This is a genomic window from Rhodococcus sp. C1, from assembly GCF_020809065.1.
Classification (GTDB): domain Bacteria; phylum Actinomycetota; class Actinomycetes; order Mycobacteriales; family Mycobacteriaceae; genus Rhodococcus_F; species Rhodococcus_F qingshengii.
In genome coordinates, this window is record NZ_CP078080.1 from 3728666 (window position 1) to 3746090 (window position 17425).

Sequence of the window (17425 nt, forward strand, 5' to 3'; positions counted from 1 at the left end):
GCTCGATCGAAACCACCGGGTCATCACAACCCGCAGGGAAATCGAGGAGAGAAATGATCAACGCCATCGTCATGATTCACGCCGAGTCCGCTCGGATCCCGGAAACCGCGCAGGCCGTCGCCGACCTGTCCGGAGTGACCGAGGTCTACTCGTGCGCAGGTGACGTCGATTTGATCGCCATCGTGAAAGTGCGTGACCACGCCCAGATCGCCGACGTGGTCACCGGAGGAATCAACAAGGTGCCCGGCGTTCTCCGAACCGCCACACACATTGCGTTCCAGTCATTCTCCAGCGCAGACGTCGAGGCCGGTTTCTCGCTGGGTGAATAGCCCCTCGATCAGGCTTGGTCGGCCAGCTCGGCGGTCAGCGCCGCCCACTTGTGAAGCAGTTCAGCGCCCGCGCCGCTGTCGATCGCGGCAGCGGCTGCAGTCATCCCGGCAGAGATCGCACTCTCGAGATCGTCGCCGACACCGTTGAATGCCGCGATGGCTGCTCCCGCGTTCAGCAGGACCGCGTCCCGGACCGGCCCCTTCTGCCCGGAAAGCAGCGTTCTGGCGACGGTGGCGTTGATTTCGGCGTCGCCTCCACGCAACTCTTCGAGAGGAACGCGGTCGATTCCGAGGTCACGCGGATCCAGCGTGACAGTTCGCACACTTCCACCCCCGACGATGTGAACTGTCGACGTCGTCGATGTGGTCAGTTCGTCCAGTCCGTCGTCTCCCCGTACCACCAACGCCGAATTGCCGCGCTGCGCAAGGACTCCCGCGACGACCGAGATCAGTTTCGGAAATGCGCACCCGATCAGCCCGGCACGCGGACGAGCCGGATTGGTCAGTGGACCGAGCACGTTGAATGCCGTCGGAATGCCGATTTCCTTGCGAGGCACCGCCGCAAAGCGCAGTGCGGGATGGAAGACCGGCGCGAAACAAAAGCCGATGCCGACCTCTTCGACGCACCTCGCAACCTGCTCCGGCCCGAGGTTGATGCGAACGCCGAGCGCCTCGAGCACGTCGGCGCCACCGCTCTTGGACGAAGCAGCGCGGTTGCCGTGCTTGACAACTCGCACACCGGACGCGGCAACCACGATCGAGGCCATCGTCGAGATGTTCACCGTGTTGGAGCGGTCACCACCCGTGCCGACGATGTCGACGACGTCGGAATCGACCGGCACGCGCCTGGAGTGTTCGAGCATCGCGGCGGCGAGCCCTTCCAACTCCGCGGGGGTTTCTCCCTTCATCTTCAGACCGACCCCGAAAGCAGCGATCTGAGCGGAGGTGGCGTTGTCCGACATGATCTCGCCCATAGCCCAGCGACTGTCGGCTTCCGACAAGTCACTGCCGTCCGTGAGCAAACCGAGAATCATCGGCCAGGACCGCACCACTGCACTCGAATCGACGTTCACGGCGTTGGATGCGTCGGTGCCGGCCATAGTGCCTTGGTCCCCTGTCGTTCAAGTGGGCTGGATTTCGAGCTGTCGTTTCGAGCTGTCGTTTCGCGCTGCCATTTTGTGCTGCCGATGACCCTCGCAGCCTAGTCAGTGAGGTAACGAGGAAACCGAATAGGGCCGCTCAGGACTTTCTGCGACCGCGTTTGGGCGGCGCCTCCGCAAGTATCGGGGGCTGGAGCGCGTCCCACCCGGCGACCGAACCACCGAGTCGCTGCGCCAGACCAGCCATTCGTGACCGCTCCTGGGAGCAATGCAGGGCGTCAAGCACCTGGACACGCTCGAAGACGACGCGAACCGAATTCTCGACCACCGGAGTCACGTCCTCGGGCCGACTCGAGCCTCGCACATATCCGTCCTGGGCGACGATGCTCTCGGCATCGGCTACCGAGCCCTCCGGGAGGTCGAGATGATGCCGCAGAACCACTTCGGACTCCGCCCTGAACTCCGGCTCGGTGGAGGCGGCACGTTCGAGAGCCGTCGAGCTCGCCTCGGCGTCGTCGAAGCCTTCGGCAACGACGACCAGATCCGACCGCCCTGCATCGAGCGGTGTCGGAATCTTCGTGCCGAAAATTCTCAGGAACCACGGTCTACTCTTGTGTGTAGCTGCCATCGCGCCAGCATATTCCGACCACGCCACCAGCGCGTTCGCCGCCCGATCCCGCGAACTCGAGCCGAGCGACGCGCCGATGGTGGACCCGAGTGGTCGTCTCTTACGACGAAGCGTCATACTTCTGTCTGTGACGAGCGCAGTAGGGACTTCAGGATCGGCAATCACCCAACGCGTGCACTCGCTGAACCGGCCGAATATGGTCAGCGTTGGCACCATCGTGTGGTTGTCAAGTGAGCTCATGTTCTTCGCAGGGCTCTTTGCCATGTACTTCGTGGCACGAGCTCAGGCGAACGGAAATTGGCCGCCGGAGCCAACCGAATTGAACCTTTATCTGGCCGTGCCGGTGACCTTGGTGCTTATCGCATCTTCGTTCACCTGCCAGATGGGTGTCTTCGCGGCTGAGCGTGGCGACGTCTTCGGACTTCGTCGCTGGTACACCATCACCTTGGTCATGGGGGCGTTCTTCGTCGCCGGCCAGGGTTACGAGTACTACCACCTCGTGCACGAGGGCACCACGATTTCGAGCAGCGTGTACGGCTCGGTGTTCTACATGACCACCGGCTTCCACGGTCTGCACGTCATCGGCGGTCTCATCGCCTTCGTCTTCTTGATCGCACGTACCCGGGTCAGCAAGTTCACGCCCGCCCAGGCCACCGCCGCGATCGTTGTTTCGTACTACTGGCACTTTGTCGACATCGTGTGGATCGCGCTGTTTGCCACGATTTATTTCATCCGTTAATCAGCTGTACGCCCCAGGCAGCCCCTGACGTCCAGTTCCGTCCCGACATACCAAAGGGATACAGATGAGTTCATCCCCCCCTCCCGCATCCGATAACTCAGCGAATGCCGCGAAGTCGCGTCGCCAGCGGAAAATCCGCCGGCGCGTCACTGGCGCGCTCGTATTGATGATGGGATTGATCAGCGCAGGTTTCCTCGCTTCGGCGTTGACACCAGCTCCGCAGGTTGCGACCGCCAGTGACGATTCAGCAGCCCTGATTCGTGAAGGCAAGCAGCTGTACGACACGTCATGCATCACGTGCCACGGCGCGAACTTGCAGGGCGTGCAGGACCGCGGTCCCAGCCTCATCGGCGTCGGCGAAGCAGCCGTGTACTTCCAGGTCTCCTCTGGTCGTATGCCGGCAGCTCGCAACGAGGCCCAGGCTGCACGCAAGGACCCCAAGTTCGATGCTGCGCAGACCGACGCCCTCGGCGCTTTCATCCAGGCCAACGGCGGCGGCCCGACGCTCATCCGCGACGAGAACGGCGAAATCGCCCAGTCCTCGCTGCGCGGTGGCGACGTCGGACGCGGCAGTGAGCTCTTCCGGCTCAACTGCGCGTCGTGCCACAACTTCACCGGCCGCGGTGGCGCACTGTCCTCGGGCAAGTACGCCCCGGTCCTGGATCCGGCCAGCGAGCAGCAGATCTACGCTGCCATGGTTACCGGTCCCCAGAACATGCCGAAGTTCTCGGATCGTCAGCTGACGATCGAGGAGAAGAAGGACATCATCGCCTACGTCAAGTCGTCGGGCGAGTCGAAGGACCCCGGTGGGTACGGGCTCGGTGGCCTCGGTCCGGCCTCTGAGGGTCTCGCCATGTGGGCCGTCGGAATCATCGCTGTCGTCGGTGCAGCATTGTGGATCGGAGCAAGGTCATGAGCGACGCTGGCCAGCATGGCGGCGATACGCCTAAGAAGTACACAGATGAAGAGCTCGACGCGATGTCACGCGACGACCTGGTCAAGCTGGGTACCAATCTCGATGGCGTCGATGTCGTCTACCGCCGTGATCGTTGGTCGGTAAAGGGCACCAGGGCGGAAAAGCGCGCCGAGCGCAACGTCGCCTTCTGGTTCGGCCTCGCCGGCGTTTCGGCGATCGCGTTCATCGCGATCTACCTGTTCTGGCCCTGGGAGTACGCAGGCGCCGGTGACGAGAACTACGGCAAGTACAGCCTGTACACCCCGCTGATCGGCTTGACCATGGGTCTGGCGATCCTCGGCGTCGGCATCGGTGCCGTTCAGTTCACGAAGAAGTTCATCCCCGAAGAGGTCTCGATCCAGGACCGCCACGACGGTGGTTCCACCGAGGTCGATCGTCGCACGATCGTCGCCGAGCTCGGCGACACCCTCGAGACGTCCACCCTCCCCCGCCGCAAGGCCATCAAGCGCAGCTTGATGTTCGGCGGCGGCGCACTCGGCGTCATGATGGTCATGCCCCTCGGCGGACTCATCAAGAACCCGTGGGCCAAGGGCGACGACTCACCTCTGTGGGTGTCCGGCTGGACCCCGAACTACCCGGGCGAGACCATCTACCTGCGTCGTGACACCGGCCGTCCCGAGGACATCGTCCTCGTTCGCCCGGAAGATCTCGATGCCGGTTCGATGGAAACGGTCTTCCCGTTCCGCGAGTCCGACCGTGGCGACGAGCACGCTCTGCTCGCAGCACTGCGCGGCATTCGTAACTCGGTGATGCTCATCCGCCTCCGCACGGAAGACACCGCGCGTGTCACCAAGCGTAAGGGCCAGGAAAGCTTCAACTACGGCGATTACTTCGCCTACTCGAAGATCTGCACCCACCTGGGTTGCCCCACCTCGCTCTACGAACAGCAGAGCAACCGTATTCTGTGCCCCTGCCACCAGTCGCAGTTCGACGCACTGACCTACGGCAAGCCGATCTTCGGTCCCGCTGCTCGCGCACTTCCGCAGTTGCCTATTACAGTGAACGAAGAGGGCTTCCTGGTCGCCGACGGTGACTTCATCGAAGCACTCGGCCCGGCATTTTGGGAGCGTCGACCGTGACCACAACAACAACCAAACCGTCCAAGATCAGCGCGGCAGCGGCTGGACAAGCGGAGGCTATGGACTCCCGCTACCACCTCGCCGCAGGCATGCGCCGGCAGATCAACAAGGTCTTCCCGACGCACTGGTCCTTCATGCTCGGCGAGATCGCGCTCTACAGCTTCGTGATCCTGCTGATCTCCGGTGTGTTCCTGACGCTGTTCTTCGATCCGTCGATGGCACACGTCGTCTACCAGGGCGCATACCAGCCGCTTCGCGGTGTCACGATGTCTCGCGCCTACGAGACGACCCTGAACATCTCCTTCGAGGTGCGCGGCGGTCTCTTCGTTCGCCAGATTCACCACTGGGCTGCACTGATGTTCGCGGCGTCGATCATCGTTCACCTCGCTCGCATCTTCTTCACCGGCGCCTTCCGTCGCCCACGTGAAGCGAACTGGGTCATCGGCTGCCTGCTGCTCATCCTGGCGATGTTCGAAGGCTTCTTCGGTTACACCATCCCCGACGACCTGCTCTCGGGCACCGGCCTCCGCGCCGCCTTCGGTGGTATCACGATGAGTATCCCGATCGTCGGTACCTGGATGCACTGGCTGATCTTCGACGGCGACTTCCCCGGCGACCTCATCATCCCGCGTCTCTACGTCGCTCACGTGCTGCTGTTCCCGGGCATCATCCTGGCTCTGATCGCCGGCCACCTCGCGTTGGTCTGGTACCAGAAGCACACGCAGTTCCCCGGCCCCGGCCGTACGGAACAGAACGTCGTCGGCGTCCGCATCCTCCCGGTCTTCGCGATGAAGGGTGGCGCGTTCTTCGCCATGACCTTCGGCGTGCTCGCACTGCTCGGTGGTCTGTTCCAGATCAACCCCGTGTGGAACATCGGTCCGTACAACCCGTCACAGGTCTCGGCAGGTTCCCAGCCCGATATCTACATGATGTGGACGGACGGCCTTGCTCGACTGTGGCCGGCGTGGGAGATCTACCTGTTCAACCGGTACACGATCCCTGCAGTGTTCGCCGTCGCCCTGATCATGGGCCTCGTCTTCGCACTGTTGATCGCGTACCCGTGGATCGAGAAGCGTCTCACCGGAGACGACGCTCACCACAACATCCTGCAGCGCCCGCGCGACGTGCCGGTCCGTACCGCTATCGGTGCGATGTCCATCGCGTTCTACCTGGTGCTCACGATCTCCTGCATCAACGACATCATCGCGTACCACCTGCACATCTCGCTGAACGCAATGACGTGGATCGGCCGTATCGGCATGGTCATCCTTCCGCCCATCGCGTACTTCGTGACGTACCGGTTCTGCATCGGCCTGCAGCGCAGTGACCGTGCAGTCCTCGAACACGGCATCGAGACCGGCATCATCAAGCGGATGCCGAACGGCCAGTACATCGAGATCCACCAGCCGCTCGGCCCCGTCGACGAGCACGGACACCCGATCCCGCTCGAGTACCAGGGTGCTGCTGTCCCGAAGAAGATGAACAAGCTCGGCCTCGCCGGCAAGCCCGGTAGCGGTAGCCTGATCACCGCTGACCCAGTCGAGGAGAGCGAGGCTCTCGAAGCCGCTCATCACGAAGCTGAGCACGAGCAGCTTCAGATCCTTCTGGACTACCAGAACCGAACCAACGGCAAGTCCGATGGTTCAAGTGGAGAACTCCACTAAGAACGTCAGTTGACCAGTGAGGCCCCGAACCGGATTCCGGTTCGGGGCCTCACTCGTTCTCTGAGCGATTCAATATGGACAACCTCCAAGTGGGCACCACTCCCCCGGTTCGTCGTCTGAGCGCCGACAACAGCAGGCACTACGCTTTGCTAGACCTCGAGCACAGTCGAATAGTGCTCCACCGTCGGGAACGGCTCGTAGAAGTGATGGAGAAGTTCTCGCCACTTCTCGTATCCCGTGGACTGACGGAAGCCGATGGTGTGTGACTCCACGTCTTCCCACTCGACCAGCAGGAGATATCGCTCCGGTGATTCCAGGCAGTGCGAGAGCCGCAGCCTGATGAATCCGGGAACCTCGGAGATGATGGTTCGGGCCACGTCGAATGCGGCCTCGAAACGCGCTGACTGCGACGGATCGACCTGCAGGACGGCATGTTCGAGAATCATCTACGGAGTGTTGCACGTTCTCGGGAGTCCCCTCGAGGCGTTGTCGCCTGGTGAGATACTCGGACCATGACATCCCATGCACGCGGCACCTTCGAGATCGATCTTCGCCCCGCCGATCCTGAGCTCTCCGGACGCGTCGGACGCTTCGAGTTCGACAAGACGTTCATCGGCGGCGTCGAAGGAACGTCGTCCGGCCTGATGCTGTCTGCGGGCAATCCGACAGCCGGTGCAGCGGGCTATGTCGCTTTGGAGTTTGTCACGGGGCAGGTCGACGAAGCTGTGGGATCGTTCGCCCTGCAGCAGTTCGGTCAGATGATCGACGGAACGCAGAAGCTTCTGTACGAGATCGTGCCGGGGTCCGGAACCGGCGAGTTGAAGGGCATCGCAGGCACTCTCGAGCTGGAGGTCGTCGACGGTCTGCACCGCTACGACCTCGAATACTCGCTCCACGATTGACAGAGAGCGGTTGTTGACAGGCACCCTCCTACCACCGAAACTCACATAAACGACAACAGAGGCGCCGTACCCGGGTGGGTGCGGCGCCTCTGTTCGAGTGCGGGTGAAACTAGTGCTTCTCGGGTCCGGTGTAGTACTCGAACACCAGGCCTGCGGCTGCGGCGAGCACACAGACAACTGCGACTGCGATGAGCCACGGCTGGAAGTACGCCAGCGACACTGCCGCGAGTGCAGCAGCAGCGGCAAGCAGGATCGGCCAGAAGCTACCCGGGCTGAAGAAGCCCAGTTCTCCTGCACCATCCGAGATTTCAGCGTCGTCGTAGTCCTCGGGACGGGTGTCCAGACGACGGGCGACGAAGCGGAAGTAGGTACCCACGATGAGCGTCAGACCTGCAGACAGGACGATGGCCGTCAGTCCGGCCCACTCGATACCTGTGCGTGACAGAGCGGTGAACACTCCGTAGATGATCGCGACGAGAATGAAGAACATCGTCAGGATCTCGAAGAGCTTGGCTTCGATCTTCATATCAGCACTTGTCCTTGTTCAGTGAAGAGGCTGGCCGGCTCAGTTGCCTGCAGTGGCGACGGTTGCCTGACGGTACTCGCGGTCGGTGTTGAACGGCGTGGTCGACGTAGCCACCGGCGACTGACCGATTGCCTGCAGAGCCTCGGCGGTCGTCAGACCACCCTTGCCCTCCGCGTCACCCTTGCGCAGTTCGATGTACTTGGCGAAGTCCTCGGGCGAAACCGCACGAACCTCGAAGTTCATCATCGCGTGGAACGTGCCACACATTTCTGCACAACGCCCGACGAACGCGCCTTCCTTCTCGATCTCACTGATCTGGAAGATGTTGTCCGAGTGGTTCTCCTTGGGGTTCGGGAGAACGTCGCGCTTGAACAGGAACTCAGGCACCCAGAAAGCGTGGATGACGTCCGAGGAAGCAAGTTCGAACTGGATCCGCTTGCCGGTGGGCAGAACGAGGATCGGGATCTCCTGGCTGGAACCGACGGTCTCGATCTTGTCGTAGTGCAGGTAGCTCAGGTCCTCGGTGCTGTTGCCGTGGATCGGGCCGGGAACTTCTTCCCCGTGTTCGTTCACGGTGGAACCCTCGGTCTTTGCAGCCTCTTCGGCCTCGACGTCGATTCCGTTGTACTTGGCGGAGCCGTCACCGAACTCGATGGAGCGGTAGCCGAACTTCCAGTTCCACTGGAAGGCCGTGACGTCTACGACGACGTCAGGATTGTCCGTCTTGTCCAGAACATGGTTCTGAACAATGACGGTGAAGTAGAAGAGAACCGCGATGATGACGAAGGGAACTGCCGTGTAACCGAGTTCGAGCGGCACGTTGTATGCCGTCTGACGCGGGAATTCCGGCGAGTCCTTCTTCTTACGGTGGAAGATGACGGCCCAGAAGACCAACCCCCACACCAGCACACCCATGACGAGGGCGGCTACAACCGACCACGTCCACAGCTCACGCATGCGCGTCGCCTCCGGGGTGATGCCCGAAGGCCACCCGAAACGAAGCACTTCGTTGTCGATGGAGCAACCCGACAGCAGCAAGGCAGCAATGCCCAGAGATACTGCCAGCCCCGCTCGCCGAAGGATCCGACCTTGCGCCACGTTCACGCCTTCCTGATCGCCACAAAATTCAACTAGGGCATGCCCGGAGGGAAGGCCCAATTACTACGCAGCGTAGACCAAAGCCGGGCGCTATCCATCCTCGGGTCCTCGCCCGTGTCGCGGCGGACGTCACACAGCTCTCTCAGGTGCTGCTCAGGAACGGCTCAGGTCGTTTCGGCGACGCACATCACGTCGATTGGTTCCGCCGCGATCGGCAGGGACGTCGATCTGCGGCATACTTTCGTCAAGAGTTCGTTGACCTCTCCCCGACACTCGTGTCCGGGAGCCTTCTGTACAAAAATTCTGAATCGAGGAACCGGACGCTGTGTGTGGACTGCTCGGGCTACTGACATCTGGCGGAACCAGCGAGGACGCCGTCTCGCGGGTCGACCAGGCGATGCATTGCCTTCGTCACCGCGGGCCGGACGAACACGGGACGTGGAACGACGATCACCTCGTCTTCGGGTTCAACCGCCTGGCGATCATCGACATCGCTCATTCCCACCAGCCGCTGCGTTGGGGCCCACCGGAGAACCCGGAGCGTTATGCGCTCACGTTCAACGGCGAGATCTACAACTACTTGGAGATCCGCGCCGAACTGGTCAAGGACCACGACGCCAAGTTCTTCACCGAGGGCGACTCCGAGGCCATCGTCGCTGCATTCCACTACTGGGGTGAGGACGCGGTCCGGCGCCTGCGCGGAATGTTCGCGTTCGCGATCTGGGACACCGACACACGCGAGCTGTTCATCGCGCGCGATCCATTCGGGATCAAGCCGCTGTTCATCGCGACCGGCGCCGGCGGCACCGCGTTCGGCAGCGAGAAGAAGAGCCTGCTCGAACTCACCGATCTGATCGGCATCGGTACCGAGCTGGATCCGCGTGCCATCGAGCACTACACCGTTCTGCAGTACGTACCGGAGCCGGAAACACTGCACAAGCAGATCCGACGCCTGGAGTCGGGCAGCTTCGCTCGGGTGCGTCCGGGCGAGGAGCCCACGTTCACGCGGTATTTCACGCCGAAGTTCCCGGCCAAGCCTTTTGCACCTGGCACCGAGAAGGCGCGCTACCAGGAAATCGCCAAGGCACTCGAGGATTCGGTCGCCAAGCACATGCGCGCCGACGTCACCGTCGGTTCGTTCTTGTCCGGTGGTATCGACTCCACGGCGATCGCGGCGCTGGCGATGCGCCACAACCCCAACCTGATCACGTTCACGACCGGTTTCGAACGTGAGGGCTATTCCGAGGTCGACGTCGCTGCAGAATCTGCCGCAGCGATCGGCGCGAAGCACGTCGTCAAGGTGGTCTCCCCCGCCGAGTTCGCCGCTGCCATTCCCGAGATCGTCTGGTACCTCGACGACCCGGTAGCCGATCCGGCATTGATTCCGCTGTGGTTCATCGCGAAGGAAGCGCGCAAGCACGTCAAGGTCGTGCTGTCCGGCGAGGGTGCTGACGAGCTGTTCGGCGGCTACACGATCTACCGTGAGCCGTTGTCGCTCAAGCCTTTCGAGTACCTCCCCAAGGGACTGCGTCGGGCTGCCGGCAAGTTGTCCGAACGCATCCCGGACGGCACTCGCGGCAAGAGTCTGCTCAACCGCGGTTCCTTGACGCTCGAGGAGCGCTACTACGGAAATGCTCGTAGCTTCAACGACGCTCAGCTCCGCGCCGTCCTGCGCGATTTCCGCCCCGAGTGGACTCACCAGGACGTCACTGCGCCGATCTACGCGCAGTCACGGGACTGGGATCCGGTTGCGCGGATGCAGCATCTCGACCTGTTCACCTGGCTGCGCGGCGACATCCTCGTCAAGGCAGACAAGATGACGATGGCCAACTCGCTGGAACTGCGTGTGCCGTTCCTCGATCCCGAGGTCTTCGACGTCGCGTCACGCGTACCGCTCGATCAGAAGATCACGAAGGACACAACCAAGTACGCACTGCGCCAGGCCCTGGAAGGCATTGTGCCGCACCATGTTCTGCACCGTGCGAAGCTCGGATTCCCGGTTCCCCTACGCCACTGGCTGCGCGGCACCGAACTCTTCGACTGGGCACATCTGCAGATCGAGGAGTCGGGTACCGACCACATCTTCGACAAGCAGGCCGTCGTGAAGATGCTCAACGATCACCGCGAGGGCGTGTCCGACCACAGCCGACGCCTGTGGACCGTCCTGACCTTCATGGTCTGGCACGGAATCTTCGTGGAGAAGCGCATCGTGCCGCAGATCCAGGAACCGGTGTACCCGGTCAATATCTAGGCCTTCGGCCCCGTGAGCGGTTAGGGAGTCTCCGGACTCCTCAACCACTCACGGGGCGGAGCCCTACTTCGGCAGGATCGTCGCGATCTCGTCCGCTGCCGCGCTGCCGTATGCGTCGGTAAGGCGCTTGAGTGCCTCGTCGCGATTGAACACCCACTCCTGCGTTCCCACGGTCTCGAGAATCAACACAGCGACCAAAGATCCCAACTGTGCAGCACGCTCGAAGCTCAGACCGGCGCCGTGTGCGAGCAGGAACCCGGCGCGGAAGCCGTCACCAACGCCCGTCGGATCCACCTTGCCGGTCTCGGGCACTACGTCGACGCGCACCCAATTACCTTCGGCGTCAACAATTTCCACACCCTTGGAGCCGAGGGTGGTGACACGGATGCCGACCTGCGCGCGGATCTCTTCCTCGCTCAGACCAGTCTTCTGCTGAAGCAGACCCCACTCGTACTCGTTGGTGAACAAGTACTTCGCGCCGTGAATGAGCGCCTTGGCCTTGTCACCGGACAGGCGGGCAAGCTGCTGCGACGGATCCGCTGCGAACGGAATCCCGAGCAGACGGCATTCGTCGGTATGGCGAACCATGGCCTCGGGGTCGTTGGCGCCGATCAGCACCAACTCGACTGCGCCTGCAGTCTTGGCCACTGCCGCGAGTTCGATCTCGCGAGCCTCGCTCATCGCACCGGGGTAGAACGACGCGATCTGCGCCATGTCCTCGTCGGTGGTGCACACGAAACGCGCCGTATGTGCCTTGTCCGAGATACGGACCGCGCTGCAGTCGACGCCGTTGTCCTCGAGCCACGTGCGGTACTCGGCGAAGTCGGCACCGACTGCGCCGACGAGTAGCGGGGACCCACCGAGCACGCCCATGGCGTAAGCGATGTTGCCGCCGACACCACCGCGGCGAATCACGAGATCGTCGACCAGGAAACTCAGCGAAACGTGGGCGAGCTGATCGGCGAGGAGCTGATCGGCGAAGCGGCCGGGGAAGCGCATCAAGTGGTCGGTGGCGATGGAACCGGTTACCGCAATAGTCACGGATCGTGGCCTTTCAGCGAAGTGAGTATATGAATGAAAGAGGAGCAAAAGTTCACGTTACCGCCCGTAGCGCCGTCATCGGCGCCCGAGCTGTCGGATCGGAACGGTCTACGTACGAGTCACCACAAACAACTGACGCGAAACCGAATGTCGGTTCCGCGTCAGTTGTTCGTGAATTGAGTTGTGATCGACAGACTCAGTTGAACGAGTCACCGCAGGCGCAGGAGCCTGTTGCATTGGGGTTGTCGATCGAGAAGCCCTGCTGCTCGATGGTGTCGAGGAAGTCGATGGACGCACCTTCGACGTACGGCGCGCTCATCCGGTCGACAACCAGGTTGACGCCGTTGAAGTCGACAGTGAGGTCACCGTCGAGCGTGCGGTCGTCGAAGAACAGCTGGTACTTCAGTCCGGCACAGCCGCCGGGCTGCACTGCAATACGCAGCGCGAGGTCGTCGCGACCCTCCTGATCGAAGAGTGCCTTCGCCTTGGCGGACGCGGCCTCGGTCATCTTGACGCCGTGGGTGGCGGTCTCGTTCTGCACAGTCATGGGCTCTCCCTAATGTTCGTACCAACCCGTGAACGCCTCAACGGTACGCCGCTGCCGACTTATTCCCGCCAGTCCTTTACCGGGTGCGATTCGTCTTCATCCTATCCGGTCTTCCAGACACGGCAACGGCGCGTCGGCGCTTGTGGATCCTCACCTCCGGACGCCGCGCCAGAAGTTCCACTCGCGCGCCGTGTGTTCGGCGAGTCCCTCGAGACACGCCGACGCCTCCTCCATCGCACGTTCCACCGACCCGGCGAAATCCGTCACCGACTTCGCCGCGACTATCGAGGTCGACGCATAGTCCGCCTCGTCGAGCGTCACCTGGCCGGCAAAGACGAGCGTCGGAACGCCGTGCGCTGCCCCCGCCGAAGCGAGCGTTGTGACGAGTTTGCCGCGCAGAGATTGGTGGTCGAACTTGCCTTCGCCTGTAATCACCAGGTCAGCGGAAGCCAGTAGCGCGGCCTGTCCGGTGCGATCCGCGACGACGTCGGCCCCGGATCGCCGCTGTGCACCGAGCGCAAAGAGCGCGGCACCGATACCACCCGCGGCGCCGGCACCCGGAAAATTCGACACTCGTTTTCCGGTGACGGACTCCAACTGTTCGGCCCATCTCGCGTTGCTCGCTTCGAGGACTGCGACGGCTTCGGCGTCGGCGCCCTTTTGCGGGCCGAACACCGCTGCCGCACCGTGCTCGCCGAGAAGTACGTGTTCGACGTCGGTGGCGGCGACCAACTGAATGCCAGCCGTAGCCGCCGTTGCAGCCTCCAGGCCGCCCAGCGCCTCCACCAGTCCACGTCCCCCGTCGGTGCAGCAACTCCCACCGAGTCCGACGACAACCGTCTTCACGCCTGCCTCGAGCGCGACAGCGATCAGCTCTCCCACACCGAGACTGTGCGCGGCGAGTGCAGTGTCCCGCGTCGGCGGACCTCCGAGCAGGCCGAGCCCGACGGCCTCGGCGGACTCGATGTATGCCGTGTCCGAATCGAACAGCCACGTGGCGTCGACGGCGGCGGTCAAAGGCCCGGACACCCGTGCAGTCCGGATGTCGCCCCCGGCCGTGGCCAAGACGTCGACGAATCCCGGACCACCGTCGGATTGTGGCGCGGTGACGACGTCGTCTTCGGGTCGGCCACGTCGCCAACCGGCAGAAATGGATTCGGCCACTTCGACGGCCGTCAACGTCTCACCGAACGAATCTGGAGCAACTATTACCCGCATAGCCGAAGTCTAAGAGTCCCGAATGACCCCGATGTTTCACGATCTCGCGCGTTTCAGTGCCTCGGGCGATCGGGTTTTTCAGAAAGACCGAGGTCGGTTTCCCAGACCGTGCACTTATCCAATAGCCTGGAGGTGTGAAATTGCTACGCCGCGGTGACTCAGACAACTCCGACAAACGTGACGTCGAGGGCACTGAGGCATCCTCGGCCTCCGAAGAGGCGCCCATCGAGCAGGTGGGCAAGGGCCGCCCCACACCCAAGCGTCGTGACGCCGAGGCGAAGAGGCGTGGCCCCGTTGCCCCTGCCCCGCTGACCGCGAAGGAAGCCCGCGCCCGCCGTAAGGCGACCCGCGGCTCCAAGGAGGACCGCAAGGCCGAAGCCGCCGAGCGTCGCGCATCGTCGGCAGACCGCCGCGCCCGCATGCTCGCCGGCGAGGACAAGTACCTGCTCCCCCGCGACAAGGGACCGGTTCGCGCCTACGTCCGTGATTTCATCGACGCTCGCCGCAACCTCGTCGGGCTGTTCATGCCGCTCGCATTGATCCTCATCATGACGATGTTCGTCACGCCCGCGCTCCAGCAGATCGTCACGCTGGCAATGCTCGTGATGATGCTCTTCATGGTCGGTGAAGGCATCTGGCTCGGTCGCATGATCAACAACCGCGTCGCCGAGCGCTTCCCCGACAGCACCGACGGCGGATTCAAGCTCGGCTGGTACGCGTTCGTTCGCGCGTCGCAGATCCGTAAGCTGCGCGCACCGAAGCCTCGTGTGGGGCCGGGCGACGCAATCTGAGCGTGACGAACACGTATAGAACTTTAGTCCTCGGCGGCGCGCGGTCTGGTAAGTCCGCGCACGCCGAGGATTTGGTTTGTGCAGGCCACCTACCCGAAAGTTCGGCACCGATCCGGTACCTGGCGACAGCCAGACGTGATGTCTCCGACGCAGACTGGGAAAGCCGGATCGACCAGCACCGCAACAGACGGCCTTCTCATTGGTCGACTGTCGAAACCGCAGCTGCCGGTGACCTCGCGGCGCAGCTCGAAAGCGATTCACACACAGCGACGTTGGTCGACGATCTGGGAACGTGGCTGACCGCGGAACTCGATCGGCAAGGCGCCTGGGACGCACCGCGCGGCACCGTCACGCCCGCGGCGGACAGCCTGGTCGCCAGTGTCGAGAACTACCGCGGACACCTGGTGCTGGTCAGCCCCGAAGTGGGTTTGGCCGTCATCCCCGAGACGCGGTCCGGACGATTGTTCCGCGACGAGATCGGCACTCTCAACGCTCGTATCGCCGCGGTGTGCGATCGTGTCGTACTAGTGGTTGCAGGGTTACCGCTCATCTTGAAAGATACTGCTGCACAACCGGAAGGCACGATGTGAGTACCGAGGCCAATCCAGGGGCCATTTCAGGGGCGAATCCAGATGCCAACCCTGACGTCGCGCCAGTCAGTAGCGCCGACTTCGAACCCGTCACCCCGCCCGACCGCGAGGTGCGAGCGCAGGCCGATGCGCGTCAGCGTGATCTGACCAAGCCGGCCGGTTCGCTGGGCCGACTGGAGGCTCTCGCCGGCTGGGCATCAGGCTGCCAAGGAGTTTGTCCCCCACACGCTTTCGCTCGGCCTCGCGTCGTCGTGTTCGCGGGTGATCACGGAATCGCCCGCAACGGCGTCTCCGCCTATCCGCCGGAAGTGACCGCACAGATGGTCGCCAACTTCCTCGGGGGCGGCGCGGCGGTCAACGTCCTCGCCGAGGTTGCCGGCGCCACGGTACGCGTCGTCGACATCGCAGTGGACGGCGATACCGATCCGTCCGTCTCGAACCACAAGGTACGCAGGTCTTCCGGGTCCATCGACCGCGAAGACGCCATGTCGAACGAGGAAACCCTTCAGGCCATCGCCGCCGGCCGAGCGATCGCGGACGAGGAAATCGACGGGGGCGCAGATCTTCTCATCGCCGGCGACATGGGCATCGGCAATACGACGCCCGCAACCGTACTCATCGCCGCACTCACGGACAGTGAACCCGTCGCGGTCGTGGGTCGAGGTACCGGTATCGACGACGCCGGATGGATCCGCAAGACCGCAGCGATTCGCGACGCTCTCCGGCGTGCCCGTCCGCACGTTCGCGACACAGTCGCGCTGCTGCGCACGTCTTCGGGTGCCGACCTCGCCGCGATGGCCGGCTTTCTGGCCCAGGCAGCTTCGCGTCGCACGCCGGTGATCCTCGACGGCGTAGTGGTCACCGCAGCCGCCATGGTTGCCGACGAACTGGCTTTCGGCGCACGTGAATGGTGGGTCGCCGGACACCGCTCCACCGAACCCGCCCACACCATCGCATTGACCCGCATGGGTCTCGACCCGATCGTCGAGTTCGACATGCGTCTCGGTGAAGGTTCAGGCGCAGTCACAGCGCTCCCGATTCTTCAGGGCGCAGTGGCAATCCTGGGCAAGATGGCGACATTCTCCGAAGCCGGTGTCAGCACTCAGGGCAGCGCACCTGTCGACGAACCCGAGTCGATCGACCTGACCAAGACCGATACGGCGGAGTGAGCGTGGCGGGCCCGCTGTCCGGAGTGCCACTGGCCTTCTCGTGGCTGACGGTCCTTCCGGTTCGTGGTCCCTCCGACATCGACCGAACTGCCGGCCGTCGCGCCATCGCGGCAGCTCCGCTCACCGGGATCGCTCTCGGCATTGCCGCGACGTTTCTGCTCTGGGGCACAACCAGTATCGGCCTGAATCCCTATCTCGCAGGCTTGCTGACGGTAGGTGCGCTCGCTCTCGGGACACGCGGGATGCACGTGGACGGACTGGCAGACTCCGTCGACGGACTGGGTTGTTACGGTCCACCGGAGCGCGCCCGCGAGGTCATGCACAGCGGCGGTGCCGGACCGTTCGGGGTCGCGGCGCTGTTCATCTTCCTTGGGCTGCAATCGGTCTCCTTCGGCGTCCTCGCTGTTGCCGACTCCCCCACGCAGTGGATCGCCGTTCTCGTATCTGTCGCTGCGGGTCGTGTGGCCGTCGTTTTTGCCTGCCGCCGAGGTATTCTCGCTTCTGGCCCGAGCGGATTCGGTGCGCTCGTCGCCGATTCACAACCGTTGTGGGCCGCAATCGTGTGGTCGGTTCCGCTGATCGCCGCTTCCGGCTTTGCCACCGGCCGGTGGTGGCTCGGCCCTCTCGTGACCGCGTCGGCGCTGGTGATCAGTGTGCTGTGCGTGCGTCACTGCGTCCGTAGATTCGGCGGACTCAACGGAGACGTTCTCGGATTCGCACTCGAACTCACTGTGACGCTTACGGCCGTCGGCCTCACTCTCGGACTGTGATCCGACG

At 63.2% G+C, this 17425-nt stretch carries 19 protein-coding genes; 11 read left to right on the forward strand and 8 right to left on the reverse strand.

Going from position 1 to position 17425, the window contains the following annotated elements; genetic code table 11:
- Positions 1-53 precede the first annotated feature (53 nt).
- The gene (locus tag KTR60_RS16955) at positions 54-329 is read left to right on the forward strand and encodes an Lrp/AsnC family transcriptional regulator (protein WP_003941677.1); all 276 of its coding nucleotides are present in this window, start codon (positions 54-56) and stop codon (positions 327-329) included.
- An 8-nt stretch (positions 330-337) separates the two neighbouring features.
- On the opposite strand, the gene trpD is transcribed toward KTR60_RS16955, so the two are convergent.
- The gene (gene trpD / locus KTR60_RS16960; RefSeq protein WP_003941751.1) at positions 338-1429 is read right to left on the reverse strand and encodes an anthranilate phosphoribosyltransferase; all 1092 of its coding nucleotides are present in this window, start codon (positions 1427-1429) and stop codon (positions 338-340) included.
- Positions 1430-1568: 139 nt separating this feature from the next.
- Positions 1569-2057: a hypothetical protein gene (locus tag KTR60_RS16965; protein WP_054826532.1), complete on the reverse strand. Its 489-nt coding sequence runs from the start codon at positions 2055-2057 to the stop codon at positions 1569-1571.
- Between the two features lie 127 nt (positions 2058-2184).
- On the opposite strand from KTR60_RS16965, the gene KTR60_RS16970 reads away from it, so the two are divergent.
- From KTR60_RS16970 to KTR60_RS16985, 4 genes are all read left to right on the forward strand, one after another.
- Positions 2185-2796: a cytochrome c oxidase subunit 3 gene (locus KTR60_RS16970; protein WP_007730060.1), complete on the forward strand. Its 612-nt coding sequence runs from the start codon at positions 2185-2187 to the stop codon at positions 2794-2796.
- Positions 2797-2860: 64 nt separating this feature from the next.
- Positions 2861-3712 carry a cytochrome c gene (locus tag KTR60_RS16975; protein WP_003941682.1) on the forward strand — a complete coding sequence of 284 codons (852 nt, stop codon included), beginning with the start codon at positions 2861-2863 and terminating at the stop codon, positions 3710-3712.
- The gene (locus KTR60_RS16980; protein WP_007730058.1) at positions 3709-4851 is read left to right on the forward strand and encodes a ubiquinol-cytochrome c reductase iron-sulfur subunit; all 1143 of its coding nucleotides are present in this window, start codon (positions 3709-3711) and stop codon (positions 4849-4851) included. Before KTR60_RS16975 ends, KTR60_RS16980 begins: the two co-directional genes overlap by 4 nt.
- Before the next feature lie 59 nt (positions 4852-4910).
- Entirely contained in the window at positions 4911-6515 is a 1605-nt protein-coding gene (locus KTR60_RS16985) for a cytochrome b (RefSeq protein WP_007730057.1), read from the forward strand.
- Positions 6516-6664: 149 nt separating this feature from the next.
- Here KTR60_RS16985 and KTR60_RS16990 read toward each other — a convergent pair whose 3' ends face one another.
- Positions 6665-6961 (reverse strand): antibiotic biosynthesis monooxygenase family protein, encoded by a 297-nt coding sequence (locus KTR60_RS16990; RefSeq protein ID WP_020908105.1) that lies wholly within the window; start codon positions 6959-6961, stop codon positions 6665-6667.
- Between the two features lie 66 nt (positions 6962-7027).
- Here KTR60_RS16990 and KTR60_RS16995 point away from each other — a divergent pair, with 66 nt between their 5' ends.
- The gene (locus tag KTR60_RS16995; RefSeq protein ID WP_047270094.1) at positions 7028-7417 is read left to right on the forward strand and encodes a DUF3224 domain-containing protein; all 390 of its coding nucleotides are present in this window, start codon (positions 7028-7030) and stop codon (positions 7415-7417) included.
- A 109-nt stretch (positions 7418-7526) separates the two neighbouring features.
- Here KTR60_RS16995 and KTR60_RS17000 read toward each other — a convergent pair whose 3' ends face one another.
- Positions 7527-7943: a cytochrome c oxidase subunit 4 gene (locus tag KTR60_RS17000; protein ID WP_003941723.1), complete on the reverse strand. Its 417-nt coding sequence runs from the start codon at positions 7941-7943 to the stop codon at positions 7527-7529.
- Between the two features lie 39 nt (positions 7944-7982).
- The gene (locus KTR60_RS17005) at positions 7983-9047 is read right to left on the reverse strand and encodes a cytochrome c oxidase subunit II (protein ID WP_030537048.1); all 1065 of its coding nucleotides are present in this window, start codon (positions 9045-9047) and stop codon (positions 7983-7985) included.
- A gap of 319 nt (positions 9048-9366) precedes the next feature.
- Here KTR60_RS17005 and asnB point away from each other — a divergent pair, with 319 nt between their 5' ends.
- The gene (gene asnB, locus KTR60_RS17010; RefSeq protein WP_228401069.1) at positions 9367-11292 is read left to right on the forward strand and encodes an asparagine synthase (glutamine-hydrolyzing); all 1926 of its coding nucleotides are present in this window, start codon (positions 9367-9369) and stop codon (positions 11290-11292) included.
- A 63-nt stretch (positions 11293-11355) separates the two neighbouring features.
- Here the strand turns inward: asnB and KTR60_RS17015 are convergent, their stop codons facing one another.
- The 3 genes from KTR60_RS17015 to KTR60_RS17025 form a co-directional block, all read right to left on the reverse strand.
- On the reverse strand, positions 11356-12333 hold the full coding sequence (locus tag KTR60_RS17015) for a carbohydrate kinase family protein (protein WP_228401070.1): 978 nt from the start codon (positions 12331-12333) through the stop codon (positions 11356-11358).
- Positions 12334-12529: 196 nt separating this feature from the next.
- Complete coding sequence (locus KTR60_RS17020; protein WP_007730053.1) at positions 12530-12880, reverse strand: HesB/IscA family protein; 351 nt, start codon at positions 12878-12880, stop codon at positions 12530-12532.
- A 150-nt stretch (positions 12881-13030) separates the two neighbouring features.
- A complete protein-coding gene (locus KTR60_RS17025) occupies positions 13031-14098 on the reverse strand; it encodes a glycerate kinase (RefSeq protein WP_047270093.1) in 1068 nt (355 codons plus the stop codon).
- A gap of 134 nt (positions 14099-14232) precedes the next feature.
- On the opposite strand from KTR60_RS17025, the gene KTR60_RS17030 reads away from it, so the two are divergent.
- The 4 genes from KTR60_RS17030 to KTR60_RS17045 are packed head-to-tail and all read left to right on the forward strand — an operon-like array spanning position 14233 to position 17418.
- Positions 14233-14889 carry a DUF3043 domain-containing protein gene (locus KTR60_RS17030; protein WP_007730051.1) on the forward strand — a complete coding sequence of 219 codons (657 nt, stop codon included), beginning with the start codon at positions 14233-14235 and terminating at the stop codon, positions 14887-14889.
- Between the two features lie 2 nt (positions 14890-14891).
- Complete coding sequence (gene cobU / locus KTR60_RS17035) at positions 14892-15479, forward strand: bifunctional adenosylcobinamide kinase/adenosylcobinamide-phosphate guanylyltransferase (protein ID WP_019748913.1); 588 nt, start codon at positions 14892-14894, stop codon at positions 15477-15479.
- 23 nt (positions 15480-15502) lie between these two features.
- The gene (gene cobT / locus KTR60_RS17040) at positions 15503-16648 is read left to right on the forward strand and encodes a nicotinate-nucleotide--dimethylbenzimidazole phosphoribosyltransferase (RefSeq protein ID WP_228402287.1); all 1146 of its coding nucleotides are present in this window, start codon (positions 15503-15505) and stop codon (positions 16646-16648) included.
- Positions 16649-16650: 2 nt separating this feature from the next.
- Positions 16651-17418 (forward strand): adenosylcobinamide-GDP ribazoletransferase, encoded by a 768-nt coding sequence (locus tag KTR60_RS17045; protein ID WP_228401071.1) that lies wholly within the window; start codon positions 16651-16653, stop codon positions 17416-17418.
- Positions 17419-17425: the final 7 nt, after the last annotated feature.